The sequence below is a fragment of the Caballeronia sp. LZ029 genome (assembly GCF_031451275.1).
GTDB lineage: Bacteria > Pseudomonadota > Gammaproteobacteria > Burkholderiales > Burkholderiaceae > Caballeronia > Caballeronia jiangsuensis.
This window is the reverse complement of record NZ_JARUXO010000004.1, coordinates 697,909-723,454: the sequence shown is the minus strand read 5'-3', so window position 1 is coordinate 723,454 and position 25,546 is coordinate 697,909. Positions and strand designations below refer to the sequence as shown.

General features: G+C 64.6%; 23 protein-coding genes. 5 read left to right on the top strand and 18 right to left on the bottom strand.

All coding sequences use genetic code 11. The annotated features are described in order from the left end of the window. Window positions 1-990: a zinc-dependent alcohol dehydrogenase family protein gene (locus QCE73_RS29290; protein WP_309884681.1), complete on the bottom strand. Its 990-nt coding sequence runs from the start codon at window positions 988-990 to the stop codon at window positions 1-3. Window positions 991-1,306: 316 nt separating this feature from the next. Then, entirely contained in the window at window positions 1,307-1,519 is a 213-nt protein-coding gene (locus QCE73_RS29285; protein WP_309884680.1) for a hypothetical protein, read from the bottom strand. A 23-nt stretch (window positions 1,520-1,542) separates the two neighbouring features. Here QCE73_RS29285 and QCE73_RS29280 point away from each other — a divergent pair, with 23 nt between their 5' ends. Beyond that, window positions 1,543-1,917, top strand: a complete 375-nt coding sequence (locus QCE73_RS29280) for a DUF3564 family protein (RefSeq protein ID WP_035502024.1) — start codon at window positions 1,543-1,545, stop codon at window positions 1,915-1,917. A gap of 16 nt (window positions 1,918-1,933) precedes the next feature. On the opposite strand, the gene QCE73_RS29275 is transcribed toward QCE73_RS29280, so the two are convergent. Next, entirely contained in the window at window positions 1,934-2,125 is a 192-nt protein-coding gene (locus tag QCE73_RS29275; RefSeq protein WP_035501982.1) for a DUF2964 family protein, read from the bottom strand. Window positions 2,126-2,373: 248 nt separating this feature from the next. On the opposite strand from QCE73_RS29275, the gene QCE73_RS29270 reads away from it, so the two are divergent. Continuing rightward, window positions 2,374-2,892, top strand: a complete 519-nt coding sequence (locus QCE73_RS29270) for a phasin family protein (RefSeq protein WP_309884679.1) — start codon at window positions 2,374-2,376, stop codon at window positions 2,890-2,892. Between the two features lie 49 nt (window positions 2,893-2,941). Here QCE73_RS29270 and QCE73_RS29265 read toward each other — a convergent pair whose 3' ends face one another. Beyond that, a complete protein-coding gene (locus tag QCE73_RS29265; protein ID WP_309884678.1) occupies window positions 2,942-5,086 on the bottom strand; it encodes a protein kinase domain-containing protein in 2,145 nt (714 codons plus the stop codon). Between the two features lie 456 nt (window positions 5,087-5,542). On the opposite strand from QCE73_RS29265, the gene QCE73_RS29260 reads away from it, so the two are divergent. Beyond that, the gene (locus QCE73_RS29260; protein ID WP_309884677.1) at window positions 5,543-5,764 is read left to right on the top strand and encodes a hypothetical protein; all 222 of its coding nucleotides are present in this window, start codon (window positions 5,543-5,545) and stop codon (window positions 5,762-5,764) included. 33 nt (window positions 5,765-5,797) lie between these two features. On the opposite strand, the gene QCE73_RS29255 is transcribed toward QCE73_RS29260, so the two are convergent. Then, on the bottom strand, window positions 5,798-10,165 hold the full coding sequence (locus QCE73_RS29255; protein WP_309884676.1) for a DEAD/DEAH box helicase: 4,368 nt from the start codon (window positions 10,163-10,165) through the stop codon (window positions 5,798-5,800). A 173-nt stretch (window positions 10,166-10,338) separates the two neighbouring features. Between QCE73_RS29255 and QCE73_RS29250 the strand changes: the two genes are divergently transcribed. After that, entirely contained in the window at window positions 10,339-11,628 is a 1,290-nt protein-coding gene (locus tag QCE73_RS29250; RefSeq protein ID WP_309884675.1) for a hypothetical protein, read from the top strand. A gap of 66 nt (window positions 11,629-11,694) precedes the next feature. Here the strand turns inward: QCE73_RS29250 and QCE73_RS29245 are convergent, their stop codons facing one another. From QCE73_RS29245 to QCE73_RS29210, 8 genes are all read right to left on the bottom strand, one after another. Further along, window positions 11,695-13,032, bottom strand: a complete 1,338-nt coding sequence (locus QCE73_RS29245; RefSeq protein WP_309884674.1) for an MFS transporter — start codon at window positions 13,030-13,032, stop codon at window positions 11,695-11,697. Window positions 13,033-13,064: 32 nt separating this feature from the next. Then, on the bottom strand, window positions 13,065-14,012 hold the full coding sequence (locus QCE73_RS29240) for a hydroxymethylglutaryl-CoA lyase (RefSeq protein WP_309884673.1): 948 nt from the start codon (window positions 14,010-14,012) through the stop codon (window positions 13,065-13,067). After that, window positions 14,009-15,202: a CaiB/BaiF CoA-transferase family protein gene (locus QCE73_RS29235; protein WP_309884672.1), complete on the bottom strand. Its 1,194-nt coding sequence runs from the start codon at window positions 15,200-15,202 to the stop codon at window positions 14,009-14,011. Before QCE73_RS29235 ends, QCE73_RS29240 begins: the two co-directional genes overlap by 4 nt. Window positions 15,203-16,011: 809 nt before the next feature. Further along, a complete protein-coding gene (locus QCE73_RS29230) occupies window positions 16,012-16,929 on the bottom strand; it encodes a LysR family transcriptional regulator (RefSeq protein ID WP_309884671.1) in 918 nt (305 codons plus the stop codon). Window positions 16,930-16,946: 17 nt separating this feature from the next. Next, window positions 16,947-17,333 carry a PaaI family thioesterase gene (locus QCE73_RS29225; protein WP_035507391.1) on the bottom strand — a complete coding sequence of 129 codons (387 nt, stop codon included), beginning with the start codon at window positions 17,331-17,333 and terminating at the stop codon, window positions 16,947-16,949. A 304-nt stretch (window positions 17,334-17,637) separates the two neighbouring features. Continuing rightward, window positions 17,638-17,829 (bottom strand): hypothetical protein, encoded by a 192-nt coding sequence (locus QCE73_RS29220; RefSeq protein ID WP_035507395.1) that lies wholly within the window; start codon window positions 17,827-17,829, stop codon window positions 17,638-17,640. A 267-nt stretch (window positions 17,830-18,096) separates the two neighbouring features. Next, window positions 18,097-19,269, bottom strand: coding sequence for an FAD-binding oxidoreductase (locus tag QCE73_RS29215; RefSeq protein WP_309884670.1), 1,173 nt, complete (start codon window positions 19,267-19,269; stop codon window positions 18,097-18,099). A gap of 7 nt (window positions 19,270-19,276) precedes the next feature. After that, window positions 19,277-20,776 carry an aldehyde dehydrogenase family protein gene (locus tag QCE73_RS29210; protein ID WP_309884669.1) on the bottom strand — a complete coding sequence of 500 codons (1,500 nt, stop codon included), beginning with the start codon at window positions 20,774-20,776 and terminating at the stop codon, window positions 19,277-19,279. Between the two features lie 234 nt (window positions 20,777-21,010). Here QCE73_RS29210 and QCE73_RS29205 point away from each other — a divergent pair, with 234 nt between their 5' ends. Continuing rightward, on the top strand, window positions 21,011-21,652 hold the full coding sequence (locus tag QCE73_RS29205) for an XRE family transcriptional regulator (protein ID WP_309884668.1): 642 nt from the start codon (window positions 21,011-21,013) through the stop codon (window positions 21,650-21,652). Window positions 21,653-21,657: 5 nt separating this feature from the next. On the opposite strand, the gene QCE73_RS29200 is transcribed toward QCE73_RS29205, so the two are convergent. The 5 genes from QCE73_RS29200 to QCE73_RS29180 form a co-directional block, all read right to left on the bottom strand. Beyond that, entirely contained in the window at window positions 21,658-23,124 is a 1,467-nt protein-coding gene (locus QCE73_RS29200; protein ID WP_309884667.1) for a cytochrome P450, read from the bottom strand. Between the two features lie 101 nt (window positions 23,125-23,225). Further along, on the bottom strand, window positions 23,226-23,510 hold the full coding sequence (locus QCE73_RS29195; protein ID WP_309884666.1) for a type II toxin-antitoxin system RelE/ParE family toxin: 285 nt from the start codon (window positions 23,508-23,510) through the stop codon (window positions 23,226-23,228). After that, the gene (locus QCE73_RS29190) at window positions 23,507-23,704 is read right to left on the bottom strand and encodes a stability determinant (RefSeq protein ID WP_187606631.1); all 198 of its coding nucleotides are present in this window, start codon (window positions 23,702-23,704) and stop codon (window positions 23,507-23,509) included. Before QCE73_RS29190 ends, QCE73_RS29195 begins: the two co-directional genes overlap by 4 nt. Window positions 23,705-23,791: 87 nt before the next feature. After that, window positions 23,792-24,640, bottom strand: coding sequence for an IclR family transcriptional regulator (locus QCE73_RS29185; protein ID WP_309884665.1), 849 nt, complete (start codon window positions 24,638-24,640; stop codon window positions 23,792-23,794). A 72-nt stretch (window positions 24,641-24,712) separates the two neighbouring features. Next, window positions 24,713-25,537, bottom strand: coding sequence for a sugar phosphate isomerase/epimerase family protein (locus QCE73_RS29180; RefSeq protein WP_309884663.1), 825 nt, complete (start codon window positions 25,535-25,537; stop codon window positions 24,713-24,715). Window positions 25,538-25,546: the final 9 nt, after the last annotated feature.

Here is a 25,546-nt window from a genome sequence, read left to right as displayed (position 1 = left end):
CTAAGCGCGCACCGTGAGCACGGCCGCGCCCGTGAGCCTGCCTTCGCGCAGATCGGCAAGCGCGCGGTTCGCCTCGTCGAGCGGATAAGGCGTCGTGTGCAGATCCAGATGAAACTGCCCGGCGATGTCCATGAACGCGCGCCCATCCTCGCGCGTGAGATTCGCCACGGACATGACGCGGCGCTCGCCCCATAGCAGTTCGTACGGAAACGAAGGAATGTCGCTCATGTGGATGCCGCCGCACACCACGGCGCCGCCCTTCGCGACCGCCTTGAGCGCCGCGGGCACGAGCGCGCCGGCCGGCGCGAAGATGAGCGCGGCGTCGAGTTCGTCCGGCGGCGTCTCGTCGCTGCCGCCCGCCCAATGCGCCTTCAGATCGAGCGCGAGCCGTTGCGCGGCGGTATCGCCCGGACGCGTGAACGCGTAGACCGAACGCCCTTCATGGTTCGCCACCTGCGCGACGATATGCGCGGCCGCGCCGAAGCCATAGATGCCGATGCGCTGCGCATCGCCCGCCATCGCGAGCGTGCGATAGCCGATGAGTCCCGCGCACAGGAGCGGCGCCGCTTCGACATCGGAATAACGCTGCGGCAGATGCAGGCAATAGCGCGCATCGGCGACGACACGTTGCGCATAGCCGCCGTCGATCGTATAGCCCGTGAAGCCGGGCGTATCGCACAGATTCTCGCGGCCCGCCGCGCAGTAGCGGCACTGCCCGCATGTATGACCGAGCCACGGCACGCCCACGCGATCGCCGGGCGCGAAGTCCGTCACGCCAGCGCCGAGTTGCGCGACCGTTCCCACGATCTCGTGTCCCGGAATCACCGGCCGCTTCGGATGCGCGAGTTCGCCGTCGACCACATGCAGATCCGTGCGACACACGCCGCACGCACGAACGTCGATGAGCAGTTCGCCCGCGCGCGGCGCGGGATCGGGCATATCGAGCATCTGCAGAACGGGAGCGTTGCCGTCGAAAACCATTGCACGCATGAGTACGTCTCCTGAATTTTTCGATATTGCAGTGCAGCGCTTTGCGTTGCGAGCGGTGCGACACATCGTGCGCGTCAGCAATGCCGTGGGGCGCGCGAAGCCGGCGTGGTGCACGTATGCACGACCAGCGAGCGTCGATGTAACGTGACATCGCCCGATGATGCGCCGCGTTCATCGACCGTGGATCGCGCGTGCATGCGGCAATGTGCCTCCGATGCTTGTCTCCGAAGCGTCAGATTGTCGTACTAAACTAAAGCCATGCAGTTCAGAAGCGAAGCGGCATTTCGGCATCGGTCTTGCTTTACTGGTTCGACTGTCATCGCTGTTGCAGCGCGGCGCAATTCACGGTCGCATCGGCGATGGAACCCATTACATGCGCGGCGTTAAAACTTATCCGCCGCGCGCAGTTCGAACCTGTCATCGCGGTCCGTTTGGGCCGCGCAGTAACGCTTAACAATACGCGCGGCGCAAGCCGCCATTCATCGACGACGCTCATGGCCAGTGCGAAAGTGCTGAGCGTCTCGTCCATCGAATCGTTTCATGGAGGATGACATGCGTATCACGGTCAAGCTGGATGGTTTCGAAGGCGCTCAATCGGCGGCCTACGCCATCCTGTGGCTCGACAAGGAAACACGGCGCTGGTCGCGCGAGGGCCACCAGGCGGTCGAAGTGCCGGACTGGGGAGGCTTGCGCTCAGGTTCGAACGGCACGATGATCTGCGGCCAGCAGGTCGGCGAGCCGATCTGCGTGCTGGAGCGCCTCGACGTCGACGCACCCGACGGCCCGTGCGAAGGCCTCGCCGGACGCGTGCTGTGGTATGCGGACGGCACGGCGACGAAGAGTACTGGACGCTGGCACGTGCAGTGCATCGACCGCGAACAGATCAAGGCGGAGCACGGTGTCTTCGCCGGCGAGGAGGGAATCTGATCGACGTGCGGGAACGTCAGGGCTCGTCGCTCGGAAACGGTGTGAGCATCACGACGAACGACGCAGCCCCGACGAGAATCGCGAGCACGCCGTAATACATCACGGCCGTCTCGTCGAATAGCAGGCCGCGCAACGAAGCATGGATGCCGCCCAGCGTCACGAACACGGCGCCCAAGGCCGCGACGATGCGCCCTTCACCATTGATCATGATGTTCTCCCGAGCATCGGACGGCGCTGGCCGCTCGCGTGGTCGCTTCTCGCGGCCACATCGGGTTCTATGCCGATATCGCGCCGGCATGATTTCATGGTCGTTTGCGCGGCGCGGCATGCGTTGACCTGCATCAACCTGCTTCGCCGGCACGCTCCCCGGCGATAACGATCGCTCGTTCTGGTGTTTTCCCTTGCCCCATTTCCGGCGCTTATATTGGTAGTATCAGGTGCTCGTTGCGCGTTGGCATGATCTCGCGCGCACGGCGCATGCTGCCCGGGTCATCCTCGCCTTTGCCCGCAAGAATGGCTCGCATTCGACCGACAGAACCCTGGGGAGGCACGATGAATCAAAATTTCAGCGACCCGTTCAGCCAGTTTGCCGCCATGTTCCAGCAGTACCAGCTTCCGGGGTTCGACGTCACTGCGATCATGGAATCGCGGCGCAAGGATGTGGAAGCGCTCGCGGCGACCAACCGCGTCGCGTTCGGCGGCATGGAAGCGCTGCGCGACAAACAGGTCGAAATTCTGCGGCGTACCTTGAGCGATCTGGAAAACATCGCAAAGCAATTCGCCAATACGTCGACGCAACCCCCGTTCAACGCCAATGAAGTCGTGCAACGCGCGCTGCACAACGCGCTCGCCGACATGCAGGACATCGCGCGCACCACTCAGCAGACTCAGGCGGAAGCCTATGCGCTCGTCAGCAAGCGTATGGAAGACGCGCTGAAGGAACTGAAGGCGTCTATCGAGAAGCCCAAGAGCTAGCCTCGCGCGTCTCTGACGAGGGCCGGCGTCCGGTAACGGCGAGCCGGCCTTATTTCTTTCCCTGCGTCGTGATCTGGAAAATATCGACGGCCACGCGATCGCGGCCGTACTTGCCCGTCAGCGCGGCAAGGCGTTTCTCGACGGCACGCAGATATTCGGGCTTCGCCTCGCTGTCGGGGCGCGCCGAATCGAAGAGCGGCGCGGGCGTGACCGTCAGCACGATCATCTCCGAACCGAATGGCTTGCCGACGACCCAGTCGCCCATCGTGCCGATGGTCGCCGTGTAGTTCGCCGGCGCCTGGTTGTCACGCGAGCGCGTATTGGGCAGCAGATGCACGACGCTGCCATCGAGCATGAAGTAATCGACGTTGACGTAAGACTCGAACGCCGGCGTCATCAGATCGATGATCAGCGGATCGCCTTCGATGAGACGTGTCGCGCGCGAACGCGTGTGCACCGACGCGGGCCGGCCCGACTGCCGGTTGGCCGTCCAGAACGGGCCGTACACCTTGAGCAGATCGCACTTGTCGTCGGCGACCTGCTGCACGCCGAAGTTCGTCGTCTTCACGCCCGGCACGCGGCCGAGCGTTTCCTTCAGGCGCGCGAGACCGAACTTCTGCGACACGAAGCCCTGCACGTCGACGGTCTGATCGTGCACCGACGCGACGAGCGCCGAACACGGCACGCTCGCGAGCACGGGCGTGACGGCTGCCATCGTGAGTTCGGGAACGGGTGTCGGCGGCGCTGCGGGCGTGATCGCCACCGCGGAAGCCGGCGCCGCGTTCTCGGGCGCGTGCGTGGTGACCGCGCCTGTGGCGCTTCCTTCCGATGGACGCGACGGCGTTTCGCGCGCGCTTTCCTCGCCGCGTCCCGACTGATCGTAGAAGTAATAACCCGCTCCGGCGATCAACGCCGCCACGACCGCCGCCGCGCCGATCGCGAGTTTCGGCGCGCCGCCCTTTTTCTGCTTGCGGCCCGTGGCCGGCGCGGCGTGCTCCTCGGCGATCTCTTCGAGGAATTGCGCGACGGTCGGTGTGCGCGCCTCGCGCTCGAACGCGAGCGCGGCCTTCAACGCTTTCCACTGCCTGTTGCCGAGATGCTCGGGGCGCTGCGGCTTCATGCCCGCGCTCCTCGCCTGCAGCGCGGGCACGCGGTCGAACGGATGCTTGCCCGTCAGCAGTTCATACGTGATGCAGCCGAGCGCGTAGATATCGTCGCGCGGATCGGGTTCGCGATGCTCCATCATCTCCGGGCTCGCGTACGCGGGTGTCATCGCGCCGAGACTGCCGGGATCGAACACGGTGGCTTCGGATTCTTCCTCGGGCCGCTGAATGACGCGCGAAATGCCGAAATCGATCACCTTCACTTCCGACGTGTCCGTCAAAAACACGTTGGGCGGCTTGAAATCGCAGTGAACGAATCCGCGTTCGTGCGCGTAGGCGAGCGCGTTGGCCATGCCCTTGAAGATCGGAAAGACCTCGGAGAACGGCATGCCCTTGAAATTCGGGTTCCGAAGCAATCGGGACAGCGGCTGGCCGGAGAGATATTCCATCGTCAGATAGACGATCTGGCCGTCGCGGTCGAAGTCGTAAACAGTGACGATGTTCCGGTGCGCGAGCTGTTGCGCCTTGCGCGCCTCGCGTTGGAGCGCGATCAGCGATTTCGGATTGCCGCGGAACTGGAGATTGAGCACCTTGATCGCGACATACGGCCGCCGATCCGACGCTTCGAGCTTGCGCAGATCGAGCGCCTTGTACACGGTGCCCATTCCGCCGATGCCGAGACATTCCTCCAGCACGAAGCGGCTGTTGAGCGTGTCGCCGACGCCTTTCATCTGCTGATCGTGATCGACCATCACCTGCGTCGCCTGGCTGCCGGTGCCGCTGCTCGGATCGCGCGACTGCGGCGGCGCAAAGCCGGGTGAGGTCTGCAGGCGCGTCTCGTCGCGGCTCGCGGGGCCCGTGGGGGAATCGGCTTCCGGACGCATGCGCCCCGTATGCTCGATGCGGCGGCGGATGGCCGCATAGATGTCGGGAGGCAACGGTCGCGCCGCATGCTCCTCGTCGAGGATTTCCATGAGCCGCTTCGCCGGAGTCTGCTCGGTCGCCAATGCGCCGTCCACTCCCGCGAAGAACTCGTCGCGCGACCCGCCGTCGCCCCGAAAAGTACGAATCGCTTGCGCAAAACTTGTCATCTGTGCGTCGCGATGCGTCTCCAATCGATCGAAACTACTTGTAGTAACAAAACCCCGGTGCTCGTTCGATACTAGCCTTCACATGACGCTTTCGCAAATGGCGTTTTCGATCATGAGCGGCATCGCGCACATGTCGTTCGGATACCGACACATCGGTGGCGAGTGTCGGCGCGGCGGCGGCAGATCGCGCGCTGCATCATTGTTCCGATCATGGATGGCACCGGATAAAACGCTGGCAATTCATGGCCTTGCGCGATTTATCCGGGTTTGAACCGCGCCTTGGCACGGCTTTCGCAAGAGAAATAGCGAACGTCCTTGCGGCAAAAGGCATGCGCCTTTCGCCGCCATCGGCGTTTGCCGACCGAAGTATGGCGCGCCGGATCGTGGAGTCGGTCCGGCGCGGCAAGGCGGATTGTCTATACTCGACTACGACTCCCCATTCTGGAGGAAACATCCATGGCCGTCCTCAAAATCAGGGATCTCGCCGACAGCGTCGAACTCGACAGGCAGGCGATGCATACGATCGTCGGCGGCGCGCGCGAGGGCTCGCGGGCGTCGTTTCGCATCCGGCCCGCGTCGAACACGAATCGTGTCGTCGATTATCCGGGCGTGCCGGTGAAGGACGTGCCGGCCGCCCAAACCGGGCCGTTCACGACCAAGATCGTGACGAAGACGTAACACCATCAGCGAGGGATTGCATCTCTCGCTGCGTCAATGGCGCACCGGCACGCCGGTGCCCGTCATCCCGCTTCCGAACGACGTACCCAGCGAACGCGCCGAGCGCTTGACGAGCGCGAGGCGCACACGCTCGCGCCCTTCTCCTTCGACATCGCCGAAATAACGCGTCTTGCCGGCGACCACCGCGCCGACCGGCAGGCCGTCGAGATACAGCACGCGATTGCCCGCGAGCGCCGGCACCTTCTCGCCCGGCAGCAAGGTGCCGACGAGATTGAGCGGATCGACCGCCGATAGCGCGACGAACGCGCCGTCCTTCGGCCGCTTGCGCATGTCGCGCAGGAGCGGCACCGCGTCGGGCAGCGCGAACTGCTCGCCCGCCAGCCCGGCGACGAAGCGCCCGCCGCGAATCTCGCCACGCGCTTCCAGCCTGTGATAGACGCGCAGCAGGTCGCGCCACGGCGGCAGCCATTGCGCCTCGCGCTCCAGAAGCCGCCAGAACACGACCCCATAGCGCCGCAACAGCGTCAGCGCGACGTGCTCGATATCGGCTTCGTCGCGCGCATCGTCGGGCTTCGCGCGGCGCAGGAGCGCCCAGCGCCCCGCATCGTCCATTCCGCCGATGAGGAGGCCGCCGCGCCTCGGACGACGCGCGAACGCGTTGCGCTTCGCCGCGGGCGCGAGGAGCGCGCGCAGGCCCGCGAAGCTGTCGGCGTTGACGAGCCCGAGCGCGACGAGTTCGCCGAGCGCGTCTTCGAGCTCGGTGCGCAAGAGCCGCACGTCGTCGAGCAGTTCGTCGAAGAACATCGCGCCGTGGGCTTTCAGAGCGTCGAACACGCGTTCGGCGCGCGACGAAAGCTGCGGCGCTTCGTCCGGGCGCATGAGCCCGTTCCACGCATCGAGATGACGGCGCGGCAGCAGCACGATCGGCGTGCCGCGCACCGGGCCGCCCGACGCACGCGAACGGCCCGCCGGTCGCGTCCACACCAGCTTGCCCGCGCGGCAGAGGTCGTCGAGCCACATGCCGGAATAATCGGCGATGCGCGCCGGCAGGATTTCATCCTCCCATGCGACGGCGGGCGCCTCGAATCCTTCTAGCTGCTCCAGCACGGCGCCGAGCGCGTCGCGGCCCTCGCCACGCGCTTCGGGCGCGACGCGCTGCCACTCGAGCAGAAAGCGCATGAAATCCTGGCGCTCGACCGGCTCGATCTCGCGACGCAGCCGCCGCACCGTATAGCGATGAATCCGCGCGAGCAGATGACGCTCGCACCATTCCTCGGCCTGCGCGCCCGGCGTGAAACGTCCGCGCATCACGTAGCCCTGCGCTTCGAGCCGCGTCAATGCGAGCGCGATCGCCGATGCGGGCAGCGCGAGCGGACGCGCGATCTCCGGCACCGTCAGCGGTCCGAATCCTGACAATCGTGCGCGCACGATCTCGACGAGCGCATCGTCGGGCGCCCAGGCGTCGTCGAAACCGGGCGGCGGGTGCAGCGCGGGATGCATCGGCGCGTGCTCATAGACGGCGCGCACGCACGCGAGACGCTCGACGGGCGTCCACAACGCGTCGTGCTCCGCGATCCGCAAGCGCGTCGCGCGGCCGGAGCGAGCCAACGCGTCGAGCCATGCAAGCCATTGCGGGTCGCGTTGCGCTTCGGTCTCGGCGATGCAGGCGAGCGTCGTCAGCGCCTCGTGCATTTCGTCGGCGCTCGTGACGTCGGGCCACGCTTCGTCGCGCACGCTAGCGATCGCCTCGGGATCGAGCGCGCCGAGATCGTCCGCCGAGCGCGGATCGGTCCAGCGGCGCGCGAGCACGGCCTGCGTGCGGCGTTCCTCGATCGGCGCATCGTCGAGAAAAGCGTACGGACGCGCCGACAGAATCTCGGCGGCGAGCGGCGACGGCGCAGGCAGTTCGCGGGTGACGAGCCGCACATCGCCCGTTTCGATGCGCCGCAAGAGCGCGAGCCACGCGTCGCTGTCCATCGCGTCGTGCAGACAATCGTCGATGGTCTGCTCGACGAGCGGATGCGCCGGCACATCACGTTCGCCCGCGATGTTCTCCGCACACGCGACCTGATCCGGAAACACGGCCGCGAGCAGATCCTCGCTTTTCATGCGCTGCAGTTGCGGCGCGACCTTGCGCCCGCCGGTGTAGCGCGGCAGCGCGAGCGAATTGGTCGCGTTCCAGCGCCAGCGCACGCCGAACAGCGGCGCGTCGAGCAGCGCCTGGATCAGCACGTGTTCCGCCGTCGCCGATTTCAGATAGCGCCACACTTCGTCGAGCGCGAAGCTGTGGCTGCCCGTCAGCGACAGCACGATCGCGTCTTCGGTCGCCGCCGCCTGCAATTCGAAGTTGAACGTGCGGCAAAAGCGCTTGCGCAGCGCGAGACCCCACGCGCGATTCACGCGGCTGCCGAACGGCGCGTGGATGACGAGCTGCGTGCCGCCGGATTCGTCGAAGAAGCGCTCCATGACGAGCGTGTCCTGCGTCGGCAGCACGGTGAGCGCGGCACGCGAGCGCGCCAGATAATCGACGATCTGCCGCGCCGGCTCGTCACCGATGCCGCTTTCCCCCGCGAGCCACGCGACGGTGGAATCCACGCCGTCATCGAGTCGCGTGTCGATGTCGGCGCGCAGACGGGAAATCGCGTGCGAAAGCTCGTCGCTGCGCCCCGGCGCCTCGCCGAGCCAGAACGGGATGTTCGGCGGCTGGCCGTTGGCGTTTTCCACGCGCACGCGCCCGCCTTCCACGCGCATGATCCGGTACGACGTATTGCCGAGCTGGAAGATGTCGCCCGCGAGGCTCTCGACGGCGAAATCCTCGTTCACCGTGCCGATCTGCAAGCCCTGCGGTTCGAGGATCACGGAGAAATCGGCGTTGTCGGGAATGGCGCCGCCCGAAGTGACCGCCGTCAGCTTGCCGCCGCGCCGGCCGCGCAGCGTGCGCGAGACCGCATCGCGATGCACGTAAGCCGCGCGCACGCCCTGCCGGCCCGTATAGCCTTCCGCGAGCGTGCGCAGCACGGCCTCGTAATGTGCGCGGTCGAGCGTCGCGTACGGATACGCACGCGTGATGCGCTCGAAGAGTTCGTCTTCGCCCCATTCCCGGCATGCGACTTCGGCGGTGATCTGCTGCGCGAGCACGTCGAGCGGCGCGCGCGGAATCGTCAGCGCGTCGAGTTCGCCGCGCCGCACGCAATCGACGAGCGCCGCGCATTCGATCAGATCGTCGCGCGAGGTCGGAAAGAGCCGCCCTTTCGGCACGCCGCCGACGTGATGCCCCGAACGCCCGACGCGCTGCAAGAACGCGCCGATCGACCCCGGCGAACCGATCTGGCAGACGAGATCGACATCGCCGATATCGATGCCCAGTTCCAGCGACGCCGTCGCGATCAGCACCCGCAACTCGCCGCGCTTCAGCCGCTGTTCCGCGTCCAGCCGATGTTCCCGCGCGAGGCTGCCGTGATGCGCCGCGACCGCTTCCTTGCCGAGGCGCTCGGTCAGATGCCGCGCCGCGCGCTCGGCCATGCGGCGCGTGTTGACGAAGACGAGCGTCGTGCGATGCTGCCCGGCGAGTTCCGCGAGGCGGTCGTAGACGCGCTCCCACATATCGTTCGACATGATCGCTTCGAGCGGCATCGGCGGGATATCGAGCGCGAGATCGCGCGCGCGCACGTGACCCACATCGACGATCTCGCACGGCTCATTTTCGCCGACGAGAAACTTCGCGACGAGTTCGATCGGCTTTTGCGTCGCCGACAGACCGACGCGCACCGGCCGCTCGCCGCCCGCGTCCTCGCACAGCGCGTCGAGCCGGGCGAGCGACAGGCTCAGGTGCGAACCGCGCTTGCTGCCCGCCACCGCATGAATTTCATCGACGATCACCGTGCGCGTGGTCGAGAGCATCGCGCGGCCCGAATCGGACGAAAGCAGCACGTAGAGCGATTCGGGCGTCGTCACGAGAATATGCGGCGGACGCTTTTTCACCGCGTTGCGCTCCTGCTGCGTCGTGTCGCCGGTGCGCACGGCCGCGCGGATCTCGGGCGCGGCCACGCCGGATTCGCGCAGCGTCTGTGCGATGCCCGCGAGCGGCTCCTCCAGATTCACATGAATGTCGTTCGACAGCGCCTTCAGCGGCGACACGTACACCACACGCGTCTCGTCCGGCAGCGTCCCGCCGAGCGCGACGCCGTCGCGCACGAGTTCGTCGATGGCGGCGAGAAAGGCTGTGAGCGTCTTGCCCGAGCCCGTCGGCGCGGCGACGAGCGTCGAGCGGCGCGCGTGGACGAGCGGCCATGCGCGCGCCTGCGCGGCGGTCGGCGCGGGAAAACGCGAGCGGAACCAGCCGGCGACGGCCGGATGGAAGCCCTGCAAGGCGTCGGTCGCGGAAGCGGATTTTCGGATCATTCGGACATTCTATGAGTGCTTGAGAAATGCCGTGTTACATGCGGTTTTCGGATAGTTCCCATCCGGGCAAATCGGTCTTCAAGCGAAGCTAGATGGTTCGCTCATTCGAGCGGTTTCCAACGCGGCGCCGCACCGTGCGCCGAAGCGCAGTTCTCCATTCGCTTACAGCTTCCATGATCGTCATCAGCCTCCTTTTCGACCCCGCGCCGGCCGCGCTCGCCAACCATCGCCACTATGCGCGCGAGCACGGCTATCGCCACGTCGAGCTCGACTTCGCCGAACTGTCCGGCAGCAGCGACCACGCCCGCTGGCTCTATAAGTACGAAACGCTTCTGCGCCATCTCGCACAGGCCCAATCGAACGAAATCGTGCTGTTGCTGAGCGAGAACGCCGCCATCCTGCGCTCGATGCCCCTGCCGGAGATGATGGCGGGCCGCGACTGGCTCGTCGTTTGCACCGAATCCGAACTGCCGCAGACCGACGTCCTCATGTTCCGCAACACGGCGGACGTCCGCCAGAAGGTCGCGGAGCTCGTCGAGCGTTGCCGTTTCGGCGTCGTGCTGCCGGAACGCGAGGCCGAGTTGCTGAACGCGTTCACCTCATGCCCGTTCCAGCATCGCGTCGGCGACGATGTGCACTTCGTCACCCCGGCGGCGCCCAACCTCGAAAGCGTCTGGGCCAAATGGAAGACTTTCTCCATCAGCATCCGCGACGAGAAGCAGCATCGCCGCTTTCGCACGGCGCTCATCGAACACATCAACCACTGCCGCGCGCGCGGGCTGCCCTATATGACGCTCGGCGACACGGGCGTGCGCGAGACATCGACGCACAGCGTTTTTCAGCCGCACCGGCCGATTGCGCTCGTCATGCTCTATACGCCGAACGTCGCGCATTACGGAGGCATCGCGGAAGCGAACTTCAGGCGCTACTGCGAGCGTCACGGCTACACGCTCTACGTCCATCGCGACATTCCGGCGCAACTGAACGACGGCAAGACTTCCGCTAACTGGTTCAAGGCCGCGCTGCTGCGCGAGTACCTGCCGAATCATCAATGGGTGTTCTGGCTCGACGCCGACGTGCTCATCAACGACATGAATCAGCGGCTTGAACCCTTCACGTACGGACGCGAAACCGTGCTCGCGCGCGATGCGGGCACGTGGATATTCAACTCCGGCATCATGGGATTTCAGCGCAATCAGCAGAACTATGACGCGTTTGCACGTGTGATAGATGAGTGCGCGAAGCTGGAAGACAAGTCCAACGTCTACGCGAACATGGGCGATCAGCATCGATTCATTCAGGCGCTCGCGGAGCGGCCGGACTTGCAGGTGTCGTCGTTCATCGACATCAACACGCCGTGGATCTTTCGGCGTCCGGATAGCTTCATGGTCCATTACTTCGGCATGTGGGAAGACCATCGGGCGCTTCTGATGGACTACGACCTGCGTCTTGCCGCAATGTAAAAGCAAAACGCCCGGCGAACGAGCAACGTTCCACCGGGCGTTTTCACATTCGAGGCAGGCGCTGCGTCAGGCCTCGTGCTCCGAATGATCGCGCTGCCTGAGCGATTGCGGCAAGCCGAACAGCAGCAACAGCGCGCACAGTATGCTCATCGCGCCGATCGCGTACAACGCGGGCGTCGTGCTGCCCATCGTGTCGCGGATACGCCCGACCATCACCGGGCTCACGATGCCGCCGAGCTGTCCCAGCGTATTGATCAGCGCGATGCCGCCCGCCGCGCCCGCGCCGGTCAGAAGCTTCGGCGGCAGCGCCCAGAAGGCCGGGATCGAAGCGATCACGCCCGCGCCCATCACGCCCAACGCGGCGATGAGAAGCGTCGTCTGCTTGTCGAAGATGCCCGCAGCGAAGAAGCCTATCGCCGCCATCACGAGCAGTATGGCGACGAACTTGCGGCGCTCGCCCGAGCGATCCGACATGCGGCCGACCACGACCATGCAGATCGCGCCGCAGATGTACGGCACCGCGGTCAGAAGACCGATGACCGTCGGATTCTGCGTGCCCGCCGCGCGAATCAGGTGCGGCGCCCAGAAGTTGAGTCCATACGACGCGATCTGGATCAGGAAGTAGATCAGGCCGAGCATCAGGAAGCCAGGCGTCTTGATCGCGCCGAACAGCGAGTGGCCGGTGTCGGTGTGCTGGCTTTGCGTAGAAATCTGGCTCTTCAAATAGGTCTTCTCCGCGCTCGTGAGCCACGCGGCGTCATCGATGCGATCTTTCAGCACCTTCAGCACGAGCACACCGAGCAGCACGCACGGCAGGCCGCCGAGCAGGAACAGCCAGTGCCAGCCGGCAATGCCGAACACGCCGTTCATATGACCGAGCACGAGACCCGAAAGCGGCGCGCCCACCAGACCCGAAAACGCCGACGCGAGAAACAGCAGCGACGTGATGCGCCCGCGATAGCTCGCCGGGAACCACAGCGTCAGGTAGAACAGCACGCCCGGTGCGAAGCCCGCTTCCATCGCGCCGATGATGAAGCGCAATCCGTAGAACTGCCACTCCGTCTGCACGAACACCATCAGCGCGGTCGCGATGCCCCATGAAATCATGATGCGCGCGATCCAGCGCCGTGCGCCGACCTTGTAGAGCAGCATGTTGCTCGGCACTTCGAACAGCACATAGCCGATCACGAAAAGACTCGCGCCGAGGCCGTAAGCCGTGTCGGAGAAACCGAGCGTACTTTGTAGCTGAAACTTCGCGAAGCTGATGTTGATGCGGTCGAAGAACGCGAAGAGATAACACAGCATGATGAGCGGCATCAGCCGCCATGCCACCTTGCGGATGATGTCCGCGGTGTTTTCGGTTGTTTGCGGCTTGTCTGCCGCGCTTACGCTCAGATCGCTCATGATTGTCTCCAATATTGTTCTGGTCTTTTGAATCAGATTGCCCGCACGTACTCGGGCACCGGATGCAGATCGCAATTGCGTCCCGCCTTCGCGACTTGTCCCGACACCTCATGTCCGACGAGCGCGGGCAATGTGCGCGACAGCGCGATCAGCTTTTGCAGATCGATGCCTGTCGGAATGCCCATCTCGTCGCACATGTTCACGAGGTCTTCGGTGCAGATGTTTCCCGATGCGCCCGGCGCGAACGGACAGCCGCCGAGACCGCCGAGCGCGGCATCGAAACGGCGCGCGCCGGCGTCGTAGGCGGCGAGGACGTTGGCGAGGCCGAGGCCGCGCGTGTTGTGAAAGTGCAGCGTCAGGTCCGCGCCAGGCACGTCTTCGAGCACCCGCGTAACGAGCCGCGCGACCTGGCGCGGATTCGCCATGCCGGTCGTGTCGGCGAGCGTGATGCCGGCGATGCCCATTTCCCGATAGCTCCGCACGATCGACACGACGCGGTCCTCGTCGATGCGCCCTTCGAACGGACAGCCGAAGGCGGTGGCCACGGTGGCGTTCAATGAGACCTTCGAAGCAGCACCCTCGACGAGCCGCACGACATCGCCGAATCCGGCCAGCGACGACTCGCAGCTCATGCGCATGTTCGCGCGGTTGTGCGTCTGGCTCGCGGACATCACGAGATTGAGTTCATCGGCGCGGGCGGCGAGCGCGCGTTCCGCGCCCTTCACGTTCGGCACGAGCGCGACATAGACCACGCCCGCTTCACGCCGGATGCCGTTGAACACCGCGTCGCCGTCGCGCAGCGCGGGAATCGCCCTGGGCGACACGAACGAGCCCGCTTCGATACGCGTGAATCCGCACGCCGAAAGAGCATCGATCAGCGCGGTCTTGTCCTGGGTTTCGACCCATTGCTTTTCGATCTGCAAGCCGTCGCGCGGCGCGACTTCCTGAACGATCAGCGGTTCTTTGTATGCATGATTCATTGAACCGCTCCTTCGGCTCGCAGCCGCTGCACTTCATCGGCGTGAAAGCCGAGCGATTCCAGCACTGATTGCGTATGCTCGCCGAGCGCCGGGCCTTGCCAGCGCACTTCGCCCGGGGTGTCGGAGAGCTTCGGCACGATGCCGGGCATCTTCACCGATGCGCCGCCCGGCAAGTCCGCCTGCAAGAGCATGTCGCGCGCTCGATAATGCGCATCGTCGACGATGTCCGCGACCGAGTAGATGCGGCCCGACGGCACTTCCTCGCGTTCGAGCGTCGCGAGCACGTCGTCCATGGAGTGATGCGAGGTCCAGGCGGTGATCGCTTCGTCGAGCATCGCGCTTTGCTTCACGCGGCCGTCGTTGTGGGCGAGCGCGGGATCGTCGGCGAGATCGGCGCGGCCGATCACGTGCATCAGGCGCTTGTAGATCGGATCGCTATTGCCCGCGATCACGACGAAGCCGCCATCTTCCGTGCGATACGTATTCGACGGCGCGATGCCCGGCAGCGCCCCGCCGCTGCGTTCGCGCACATGACCGAGCAGGTCGTATTCGGGGACGAGGCTTTCCATCAGGTTGAAGACGCTTTCGACGAGCGAGACATCGACCACTTGTCCATCGCCCTGACCGGTCTTCACGCGCAACACCGACATCAGCGCGCCGATCACGCCGTGCAGCGACGCGAGCGAATCGCCGAGGCTCACGCCGACGCGCGCCGGCAGGCCTTCGGCGTCGCCCGTCGTGTAGCGGATGCCGCCCATCGCTTCGCCGATCGCGCCGAAGCCCGGCCGATCGCGATACGGGCCTGTCTGGCCGTAGCCGGAGATGCGGACCATCGTGAGCTTGGGGTTGATCGCGTGCAGCACGTCCCAGCCGAGGCCGAGCTTTTCGAGCGCGCCAGGGCGCATGTTTTCGATGACGATGTCGGTATCGGCGGCCAGTCGCTTGATGACGTCCGCGCCTTCGGACGACTTGAGATTCACGCACACCGATTTCTTGTTGCGCGACTGCAGATACCACCAGAGCGACGTGCCCTCGTGGAGTTTTCGCCATTTGCGAAGGGGATCGCCGCTGTTCGGCGCTTCGATCTTGATGACTTCCGCGCCGAACTCGGCCAGCATGCGCGCCGCGAAAGGCGCTGCGATCAGCGTGCCGATTTCGATGACGCGAATGCCTTGAAGGGGTCCGCTCATGGTGCCTGTCTCCTGATTTGTACTGTGGAGACAAGCTTATTGGCGAACGCTCATGGGCGTCCAACCGCATTTCGGCAAGGATCGTTCGTGGAATGCGAACGGTCGTTGGGGGCTTGGTTCGAAATGTTTTGGGTTTTCGCCGGATCCCGCGTTCGCGATGGTCTATTAGCACTGCCCCTGTGCGGGGCGGCAGTCACTTTCTTTGCTGCTGCAAAGAAAGTAACCAAAGAAACAGCTTCTCACCGCCCGCGGTCATACGCACGTTGGCTATGCTTGCCAGCCGCAGGCGGCACTCGCCTAAGTGTCGCCCTCGAAGGACTTACCGGGCTTGGCTCGCGCACGGTCTGTCACATCGCACCACACAACAAACTGGTTCAGCACGAAATGGCTCCGGCCCGCTTCGCGGCCGACCGGTCAATCGGGTCGGTGCGGGCTTCTTTGCTAACGCCGTTATCTCAATGCGCTGCGTACACCGATGGTTTCCCTTGCATAACCCAACGGCAGCGCGTAGCGCTGTGCCGAAGCTCTTTCGTGCTGAACCAGCGCGCTGAATCGTCTCGGGCGGCAGACCGTGCGCGAGCCAAGCCCGGTAAGTCCTTTGGGGGCGACACTTAGGCGAGGGCCACCGCGGGCTGGCAAGCATGGCCAAACTGCGTGTGACCGCGGGCGGTGAGAAGCTGCTTTCTTTGGTTACTTTCTTTGCAGCAGCAAAGAAAGTGACTGCCGCCCCGCACAGGGGCAGTGCTAATAGACCGACACGAAACCGGGATCCAACGAAAAACAACGAGCAAATGCGCCACCAACAACCCCTATCCCCGCGCTTCGACGGTCCGCAAATGCTCGAAGAGCAACCGACTAACAGGCGAGAGCGCGTCCGAATCCCGCACGACGATCACAAGACTACGCGCAGCCCATTCATCATCGAGCGGCACGGCCGCAAGCCCGAGCTGACGGCCCATCGCCTCGAACACCTGCAACGGCAGCACGCCGACTCCCATGCCGGCCTGCACCATGCGGCACACGGCATCGAAACCGGGCACATGGATGCGCAGCCGCAGCGCACGCCCCGCCTGTCGCGCCGCGAGATGTGTGCGCATATTGATGGAGCTCGCCGAATGCAGCCCGATGTGATCGAAATCCAGCGTCTCCGCGAACGCGACGCTCTCGCGCCGCGCCAGCGGATGATCGCCAGGCATGACGAGCGCCAGCCGATCGTGCCGGTAATGCGCGCTCTCAAGTCCGCGCGTGTCGGCATCGCCGGAACAGATACCGAGATCGACAAGACTGTCCGCCACGCCCTCCACGATGCCGCCGCTCGGCCGCTCTTCGAGATCGATCTTGATCTGATCGTGCACGGACGAAAACGCGCGCAAATCCTCCGGCAGGAATTCGACGATCGCGGACAGGTTCGCCATCATCCGCACATAGCCGCGCACGCCGCTCGCATGTTCGGCGAGTTCGATGCCGATGTTCTCGACATCGCGCAACACACGTCGCGCGTGATGAAGCAGCATTTCGCCCGCAGGCGTCAGTTGCATGCCGCGCGCCTTGCGCTCGAACAGCACGGCGCCCACGGCCTGCTCCAGTTCGAGCAGCCGCTTGCTCGCCGCCGACACCGCGATCGCCTCGCGCTCGGCCGCGCGCGTGAGCGTGCCCTCCTCGAACACCGCGAGAAAGAGCTGCAGCGTCGTGAGATCGAGGCGTCGGAGGAGATTTCGCGTGGCCATCGGCGGACGTGCCGGAATCAGCGGGCGTATTTGAACGTGCCTTGCGCGCTCGCGATCATCACGCGATCGTCGACCCACGCCTCGCCGCGCGCGAAGTACACGGAGCGCCCCTGCCGCTCGAGAAAACCCTTCGCGACGACCTTGTCGCCGATACCGCGATCGAGATAGTTCACGGTCAGCGAGAGCGTGAAGCCGTGCACGGGCACGTCGTCCGTCGTGAAAAGGCCCGCGTAGCCGCACGCCGCGTCGAGCAGCGTGGCGATCGCGCCGCCCTGAAGGATGCGCTGCCGGTTCAGATGGCCCGCCTGGATCGGCATCGTGAATTCGGCATAGCCCGCGCGCCATTCGGTGAAGGTCGCGCCGAGCGCTTCGAGAAACGGATTGTCCAGATCCAGATTCGCCACTTCTGCTCCTGATTGCGTGCATTTGCGAGCGATTGTGCCATCGCCGGGCGCGGACTGCCGAACGAAGCCAACACTTTGCAGAATGCGCCGTACATGAAAAAACCCGCACGCGGCGGGTTCTATTTACAAATCGACGATTATTTCCGTTTGACAACGCACACAAAATTCACCATGCCGGGTCGATTAAACCGGCATTATGCGTTTCATGAAGCTTCTTCATGAATAGCGCCGATGCGCATTTTCATGCGCTTTTATGTGCGCCGTGAAAAACCGTGTCACGCGCGCAACACCTTGCATTAAGTCGTCAGTTATATCCACGAATCACGCAGGAATTTTTTTCCTCTTCCGTCTTTGCGAAACGTCCGCAAATTTCGGCGACATATTCCGGCGCCGCGGATACCTGACTGGAACGATGCGACACAGTGACGCTCGTGTCCGGCGGCAGTTCGCCGTCGTCGATCCAGGCATAGAAATGCGCGCTCGTATTCGCTTCCATGTTTTGTCTCCTTTCTGTGAAGCGCGAAGAAAAAGCGTCTCGATGGTTCCAGAATGCGCTTATCGAAAGCCTGTGGCCCTAGTGGATTACGTTGATGGACTTCGCACGCAAGCGTGACGATGATGATAAGAATGCCCGTTCGAAACGCATCCCGGCCAGTTTTCTACCCGCTTGTCTATTTCGTAGCTAAAAAAATGCCCGGTGCAAAAGACCGGGCAGACTTAAATGATCCGTTATGGCAAGCGGCGTTTCCAGGTCATCTATCAGTTATACGACATTCTTTTCGATGATCGGCCGGCCTTCGAGCACGCGTGTCCAGTCCAGCGGCGATAAATCGAGCGTCTCGTAACGTCCGCGCAAAATCAGTTCGCTCACGCCACGTCCCGTCGCCGGGCCTTGTTGCAGGCCGTGGCCGCTGAATCCGTTCGCGAAAATGCAATTCTCCAGATCCGGGTGGAAACCGATGATCGCGTTCTGATCGAGCACGTTGTATTCGTAATAGCCGGACCAGCAGCGCTCCACTCGCAACGCCTCGAATTCCGGCACGCGATGCGCGAGCGTCGGCCAGATCACGTCGTCGAAGAGCGCGTGATCGACTTCGTCGAGCGGCAGATCGTCGGGATCGTTGTCCGCCGAGGGCGACGTGCCGCAGATATGCGTGCGCCCTTCCGGCCGGAAATAGACGCCGGTCGGATCGATCAGCAAGGGCGCGCGTTCGAGCTTCGCCGGCGACGACACGTTGAAGATGCTGCGCCGACGCGCGTACACCGGAATGTCGATGCCGAGCATGGCCGCGATCGCGCGCGACCACGCGCCCGCCGCATTGACGACGACATCGCACGGATACGTTTCGCCGTTGGCCGCGCGCACGGTGCTCGCGCGCCGCCCTTCGCGTTCGATGCCGACGACTTCCGTCGTCACATAGCGCGCGCCCAGCGACTGCGCCTTGCGCCGCAGCGCCTGCACGAGTCCGTAGCCATCGAACCAGCCTTCGCCGCTCTCGCCGAACGCGCCCGCGGCGAGATCGTCCGTGTTGAGCCACGGAAAGCGCGCATATAGTTGCGCGGCATCGAGCAGGCTGATGTCCGCGCCGAGTTCGCGTTGCAGCGCGTGGTTCTCGCGCAGCGTCGGCGCGCCCGCCGGCGTCGCGAGAAAGAGATAGCCGCCTTCGTGCAGATCGATCGACGGACGTTCGCCGTTCACTTCGAGCCGCTCGCCGATCGAGCGCAGGAAGTCGATGCCGAAGAGCGACATGCGCACCGAGAGCGGCGTCGAGAACTGCTGCCGGATCGATGCCGCCGACAACGCCGACGACGAGCGCGCGTAAGTCGGATCGCGCTCGATCACCGTCACCTGCACCGTCGGGTCCGATGCGCGCAGGAAGTACGCCACCGAACTGCCGATCACCCCGCCGCCCACGATGACAACGCTTGAACTCACATCGCCCTCAGCTCAGATTGAAGTCGATGCCCTGCGCGAGCGGCAATTCCGACGAGTAGTTGATCGTGTTGGTCGCGCGGCGCATATAGGCCTTCCACGCATCCGAGCCCGATTCGCGGCCGCCGCCGGTTTCCTTCTCGCCGCCGAATGCGCCGCCGATCTCCGCGCCGCTCGGCCCGATGTTCACGTTGGCGATGCCGCAATCGCTGCCCGACGCGGACAGGAAGCGCTCGGCCTCGCGCAGATCGGTCGTGAACGCGCACGACGACAGACCATGCGCGGCGGCGTTGTTCGCGGCGATGGCTTCATCGAATTCGGAATAGCGCATCACGTAGAGGATCGGCGCGAAGGTTTCCTTCAGCACGACATCCGTTTGCGACGGCATTTCGACGAGCGCCGGGCGCACGTAGTAGCCGTTTTCCTGGCCCTTCACGGTGACGCGCTCGCCGCCGGACACCTTGCCGCCCTCGCCCTTCGCCTGCTCCAGCGCGTCCTGCATGCGCGCGAACGCCTGCACGTCGATGAGCGGGCCCATCAGCACGCCCTGCTCCAGCGGATTGCCGACCGGCACCTTCGCGTAGAGATCTTTCAGGCGCGCGACGGTTTCGTCGTAGATGCTGTCGTGCACGAAGAGACGCCGCAGCGACGTGCAGCGCTGTCCCGCCGTGCCGACCGCCGAGAACAGGATGCCGCGCAGCGCGAGATCGCGATTGGCGGTCTGCGAGACGATGCCCGCGTTGTTGCCGCCCAGTTCGAGAATCGAGCGGCCGAAGCGCTGCGCCACCGCGACGCCGACCTTGCGGCCCATTTCGGTGCTGCCGGTCGCGCTGACGATATCGGAGCGCTTGTCCGCGACAAGCGCCGCGCCGACCTCGCGTCCGCCGATGATCACCGACGCAAGGCCCGCCGGCGCCGAGCCGAATTCCTCGATGGCGTCGCGCAGGATGCGATCGACGGCCAGCGCGGTGAGCGGCGTCTTCTCGGACGGCTTCCACACGACCGCATTGCCGCACACGAGCGCGAGCGCCGCGTTCCACGACCACACCGCGACCGGAAAATTGAATGCCGAGATGATCGTGCACACGCCGAACGGATGCCACGTCTCCGCCATCCGATGGCCTGGGCGCTCGGACGCGATCGTCAGGCCGTACAACTGGCGCGAGAGACCGACGGCGAAATCGCAGATGTCGATCATTTCCTGCACTTCGCCCAGGCCTTCCTGAAGAATCTTGCCCGCTTCGAGCGACACCAGGCGGCCGAGCGCCTCCTTCTTCTCGCGCAGGCGGTTGCCGAGCAGACGCACGAGCTCGCCGCGTCGCGGTGCGGGCACGTTGCGCCACGTGGCGAACGCGGTGCGCGCGGCGCCGAGCGCGGCGTCGACGTCGGCGGTGGTGTTCTGCTTCACCCGGCCGATGACTTCGCCCGTGATCGGTGAAGTCACGGCGATGTCGCCATCGGTGACGAGGCTCGCGATGCCGAGGTCGTAAAGAATCGATTGTGCGTTCACGGTGGGAGTCCTTTTGAAGCGATGCGTTCTTCAGATCGAAGTTTCTGATAAGAAACTTTCGTAAGTCCGGCCACTATACGCGCTGCCGCCGTCGCTCACAACAGCGGATAATATTGGGGTTGTCACCAATGCGTACGGCCTTTTGCGGCGGTAGATTCGGGTTGTTTCGCGGCGTCGCTCCGCATTCTGGCGGCGCTCGCGCGATGTTATGATCGGAAACAAAACGATTCTCCTATGCCCAGCCTCAGCACGAAAAATTCGCCCGAACAATCCGCATCCGATCTCGGACGCCGGGTGAAACGCGCACGGCTCGCGCATGATCTGACGCTCGAAACCGCGAGCCGGCTTTGCGGCGTATCGCGGTCGGCGCTGTCGAAGATCGAAAACGGCCTGATGTCGCCGACTTTCGACGTGCTCCAGAAAATCGTGCGCGGCCTGCAGATCGATCTTGCCGAACTGTTCGGCACCGCGCCCGCGCCGAACGCGAGCGGCCGGCGCGCGCTCACGCGCCGCGACGAGGGGCAGCGCCACGCGTATCGCGGCTATCAGATGGAATTGCTCGCAACCGAGCTCGCGCACAAGGCGATGCTGCCGTTTCGCATCCGCATTTCGGCGCATACGCTCGATGCATTCGACGACTGGGGCCGTCACGAAGGCGAGGAATTTCTCTACGTGATGAGCGGCAGCGTGTGCCTCTACTCCGAACTCTACGCGCCGACCCATCTGAATGCCGGCGACAGCATCTACTTCGACAGCCGCACCGGCCACGCGGCCATATCGACGAGTGAGGAAGACGCCGAAGTGCTGTGGATGGCGACGGGCGGCGGCGTACCGGCGCCATCGTCCGCCGCCGCCGATGCGGTGGACGCGGGCTGACGCCGTTATCGCAGGGCGAGACGCATCGGCATTGCGCTCGGGACCGCGGTGAACGTGCAAATTTCGCGGATATCGGCGGGATTCGTGGCAAGCTGGGCCGTGAAGTTCGCCGTCAGCATCGACACGACGAGGCGCATCTCCACCGCCGCCAGATGCCGCCCCGGACACACACGCGGCCCCGCGCCGAATTGCAGATAGGCGCGCGGTTCATGCGCGCCGCGCTGTGATGCGCTTTCATGCCGATGATCGTGCAGCCATCGGTCGGGATCGTAATGCTCAGGATCGGCGTAGTTGTTCGGGTCCATCATCGCGGGACGGTTGAGCATGAACATCTTCGTGCCCGCGGGCAAGCGCACGCCTTGCAGCCGCACTTCCTCGAGCGGTTCGAACGACAGATACGGCGCGACCGGATGCAGACGGCTCGCTTCCGTGCACACCGCTTCGCACAGATCGAGCTCGCGCATCGCGCCATAGCTCGGGCACACCGTCGAGCCGCCGAGCACACGCCGCGCGGATGTGGCGACGCGCGTCTGCAACGCATCGTCGGAGCCGAGGAAGAGCAGCGCCCACGCGATCGACGTCGCTGTCGTCTCCTCGCCCGCGACGAGCATCGTCAGCACGTTGGCGGCGACTTCGTCGTCAGTGATGCCGGACCCGGGCGCATCGCGCAGGGCGAGCATCGCTTCGAGCAGATTGCGCGGCGCATGGGCCGTGTCGCCGAGCGGCGTCGCGCACGCTTCGGCCGCCGCTTCCTCGCGCATGCGGGCGCGTGCTCTCGCCATCAGTTCGCGGATATGACGATGCACGTCGATCAGCGCTTGATCGAACTTGCGGTCGCGCGGGAACTTCACGTAGTGCCAGTAGGCGAAGGGCGCGTTCACGCGCGCCATCAGCATCGGCAGCAGCATCGCCAGTTGCTCCTGGATCAGCACGCGCTCGTTTTCCAGCGTGTTCGGGTCTTCGCCGAACGCGAGCGCGCTCGTGACATCGACCGTGAAGCGCTTCAGATCGTCGGTCATGTCGACCACGCGCGTCTCGCGCGCCGCGGCTTCCCAGCGCCGCCGCAACCGCTCGGTGATCGCGGCGAGCGTGGGGTAAAACGCCTTGATGTGCGGAATCGACAGCGCCTGCATCACGAGGCGACGCTGCGGCTCCCAGGCCGCGCCCTCGACCGAGAAAAGCCCGTTGCAGCCGAACTCTTTCAGGATATTTTCGATGGGCGCATAGCGGCGGTAACGATGCGGCCGCTCGCGCATCACGGCGTGGGACAGTTCGATGTCGTTCCAGACCGTGACGGGCGTCGTGCCGAAGCGGAATACGTAGGGCGTGCCGAGTTCGGCGGCCCAGCGTTCGAGCGTCAGATGGTGCGTGGCGGGCGGCAACTGGTGCAGGTTGCCCAGGAGCGGCAGGCCGCGCGGCGACGGCAGGTCATCGATTTCGCGCAGGGACGTGTTGATGGACGCCGCGTTCATGATCGGCCTCGTTAGGGCTTGATCTGTGGAGGATAGTGCAGGAGCGGGGGATGAGGTGTCTTATCCGTCAGCGTCAAGCGCTAACTCACTGCGACCGTCACTCATTCGAACGGATAGCACTGTCTTGCATGCAGCACATTCAGCACTTCGATGCGGTCTGTCATTACCGCGTAAACGACGATGTAATTCAGGTGAACGACGATCTCACGAGTGCCCAGAATACGACCATTGCGATACAGATAAGGTGCGATCGCAGCAGACTGCGGTGCTGCTTCAATCGCGCTCTTGATTGCTCGTGCAGCGGACGGGTTGCGTTCGGCGATATAACGGATGATCTGCAGGAGGTCGAGGCGCGCGGTTTGGGTCCATACAATCTGAAACGTCAAGCGGCCCTCGACTTGTGGCGTTTCTCGGCTTCCGTGATGATCTTTTCCACTTCGGCCATCACCTGGTCATGCGGCACGCGCGGCCGCGTATCCGCCATCGAACGTCTTACTTTCTCGCGAAACCACTGGTCATAAGCTTCCGCTTCCTCGACAGTGGCGAATTCAGAGACGATCGGATCGAGTGGAGTAGGCATTTCAAATTCTCGTTTCATAGTGAAAACGATGATAACGCAGGCGTTTCCCGCCCGTCACCTCGTCCGTCCGGCCGATTGCGTGTGGCATCAAATCGTGTTCACGCTCTTCTTTTTCACCTTCCCCACCGCAACCGCTTCCTCCGTCTTCACCACCGGCCGCTTGAAATAAGGCGAACTCAAGGTCGCCGCGCCCATGTCCGATGCCGCTTCCAGCAGCGCCGGCGCAAGCTCCTTCAGCCGTGCGTCGGGCAAACGGCTCGTCGGTCCGGCGAGACTCACGACCCCGACGACCACACCAGTCACCGGATGATGAATCGGCGCGGCCATCGACGTCATGCCGGCCTCGTACGTCTCGCTCGCGATTCCATAGCCGCGCTCGCGGGCCGCCTGCAGGTCCGCGAGAAATTGCGCAATCGTCTTCGGCGCCTTCGGACCGCCCGCGCCTGGCTTGCCCAGGCCGCCCTGCTTCGACACGAGTTCGAGCGCTTCCTCGTCCGTGAGCGACGACAGCCACGCCTGTCCGCTCGCCGTGCAATGCAGGGGCGGCTGGCTGCCCATGTCGGGGTCGTAGCGCAGCCCGGACTTCGCGCCCTGCGCCTTGCCGACGAACGTGATGTGATCGCCCTCGACCACGCCGAGGCGCGCCAGTTCGCCCGACTGCGCCGCGAGCCGGTCGAGCACCGGCTGCGACACGTCGAGCACGCCGCCGGTCGACAGATAGATGAGCGCGAGCGACACGAGCTTCAGCGCGAGCATGTACTCGCCGTGATCCTCGTCCTGCCGGACATAGCCTTCGTCGATCAGCATCGCGAGCAGGCGGTGCGTGCCGCTGCGCGGAATGTTGAGCGTATCGGCGATGGCGGCGAGCTGCATCCGCCCGCCGTTTTTCGCCAGCAACTCGATGATCGACAACGCCCGCTCAAGGTTTCCTGCCATCTTTCAGTCTCTCGAAGTTCCGATGCGGCATGAGTAGAACACGATTCCACCTCGGAATTCAACCGGCACGCATCAATGTTCGACGTAGGTCTCCTGAAGCACCGCGAGCGTCGCCTCACGCAGACGCTTCGCGCGAGTCAGCGCGTTCGCGGTCTTCGCCCATTGGTTCATCGGCACTTCGATGGAGAGCGGCAACCCGTCGGGCAACGCGCGCAGGATGCCCGCGAGATCGATTCCGCCCTCGCCCGGAATCATGCGCTCGGCGCGCGCCTGATAGAGCAGCGTGTCGAGATCGGCGGGACGCTCGGCGGGCGCATCGCAGAACTGCACGTAGCCGAACCATTCGCGCGGCAATTCGCGCAGCGTTTCCGTCGACGATCCCGCGCGGTCGAAATGAATCGGATCGACGATCAGGCCCGTGTTCGCGCGCCCTGCCGCCTTCACGATGCGCGCGCCCTGCACGATGTCTTTCGCGTCGGTCCAGGGCATCGGTTCGAGCGACGGGGACAAGCCATACGGTTTCGCGAGATCGCAGAGCGCCGCGAGCCGCTCGGCGGTGCGCGCCTCGTCGGGATCGTTGCCCGCGACGAGCACGTAGCGCGCCCCCAGCGCCGCGGCGGTTTCGAGCATCGGCTCGTAATCGGCGACGTTCGTGTCGGGCTTGAGGCGCAGGATTTCGGCATCGAGCACGCCGATTCCGGTGTCCTTCAACGCCGCGAGCGTTTCGCGCCGCAACGGCGTCGCGCCGACGATCTCATGGCGCACCTCGGTATCGGTCGCCGGCAAGAGCCGCAGGCCGACGAAATCGTAGCCCGCCTGCGCCGCGCACTCGACCATCTGGGGCGGCGTCAGTTCGAGGACCGTCAGCGCGGACAGAGACAGCTTGCGTCGTGACATCGATGTCTC

Bases quoted from the DNA above. Each gene is read 5' to 3' on its own strand.
- QCE73_RS29185 (WP_309884665.1), bottom strand. From the start codon at position 24,640: ATGGCAGGAAACCTTGAGCGGGCGTTGTCGATCATCGAGTTGCTGGCG.
- QCE73_RS29280 (WP_035502024.1), top strand. From the start codon at position 1,543: ATGCGTATCACGGTCAAGCTGGATGGTTTCGAAGGCGCTCAATCGGCG.
- QCE73_RS29230 (WP_309884671.1), bottom strand. From the start codon at position 16,929: ATGGCCACGCGAAATCTCCTCCGACGCCTCGATCTCACGACGCTGCAG.
- QCE73_RS29255 (WP_309884676.1), bottom strand. From the start codon at position 10,165: ATGATCCGAAAATCCGCTTCCGCGACCGACGCCTTGCAGGGCTTCCAT.
- QCE73_RS29205 (WP_309884668.1), top strand. From the start codon at position 21,011: ATGCCCAGCCTCAGCACGAAAAATTCGCCCGAACAATCCGCATCCGAT.
- QCE73_RS29260 (WP_309884677.1), top strand. From the start codon at position 5,543: ATGGCCGTCCTCAAAATCAGGGATCTCGCCGACAGCGTCGAACTCGAC.
- QCE73_RS29235 (WP_309884672.1), bottom strand. From the start codon at position 15,202: ATGAGCGGACCCCTTCAAGGCATTCGCGTCATCGAAATCGGCACGCTG.
- QCE73_RS29180 (WP_309884663.1), bottom strand. From the start codon at position 25,537: ATGTCACGACGCAAGCTGTCTCTGTCCGCGCTGACGGTCCTCGAACTG.
- QCE73_RS29245 (WP_309884674.1), bottom strand. From the start codon at position 13,032: ATGAGCGATCTGAGCGTAAGCGCGGCAGACAAGCCGCAAACAACCGAA.
- QCE73_RS29250 (WP_309884675.1), top strand. From the start codon at position 10,339: ATGATCGTCATCAGCCTCCTTTTCGACCCCGCGCCGGCCGCGCTCGCC.
- QCE73_RS29275 (WP_035501982.1), bottom strand. From the start codon at position 2,125: ATGATCAATGGTGAAGGGCGCATCGTCGCGGCCTTGGGCGCCGTGTTC.
- QCE73_RS29220 (WP_035507395.1), bottom strand. From the start codon at position 17,829: ATGGAAGCGAATACGAGCGCGCATTTCTATGCCTGGATCGACGACGGC.
- QCE73_RS29200 (WP_309884667.1), bottom strand. From the start codon at position 23,124: ATGAACGCGGCGTCCATCAACACGTCCCTGCGCGAAATCGATGACCTG.
- QCE73_RS29270 (WP_309884679.1), top strand. From the start codon at position 2,374: ATGATCTCGCGCGCACGGCGCATGCTGCCCGGGTCATCCTCGCCTTTG.
- QCE73_RS29190 (WP_187606631.1), bottom strand. From the start codon at position 23,704: ATGCCTACTCCACTCGATCCGATCGTCTCTGAATTCGCCACTGTCGAG.
- QCE73_RS29265 (WP_309884678.1), bottom strand. From the start codon at position 5,086: ATGACAAGTTTTGCGCAAGCGATTCGTACTTTTCGGGGCGACGGCGGG.
- QCE73_RS29240 (WP_309884673.1), bottom strand. From the start codon at position 14,012: ATGAATCATGCATACAAAGAACCGCTGATCGTTCAGGAAGTCGCGCCG.
- QCE73_RS29290 (WP_309884681.1), bottom strand. From the start codon at position 990: ATGCGTGCAATGGTTTTCGACGGCAACGCTCCCGTTCTGCAGATGCTC.
- QCE73_RS29285 (WP_309884680.1), bottom strand. From the start codon at position 1,519: ATGGACGAGACGCTCAGCACTTTCGCACTGGCCATGAGCGTCGTCGAT.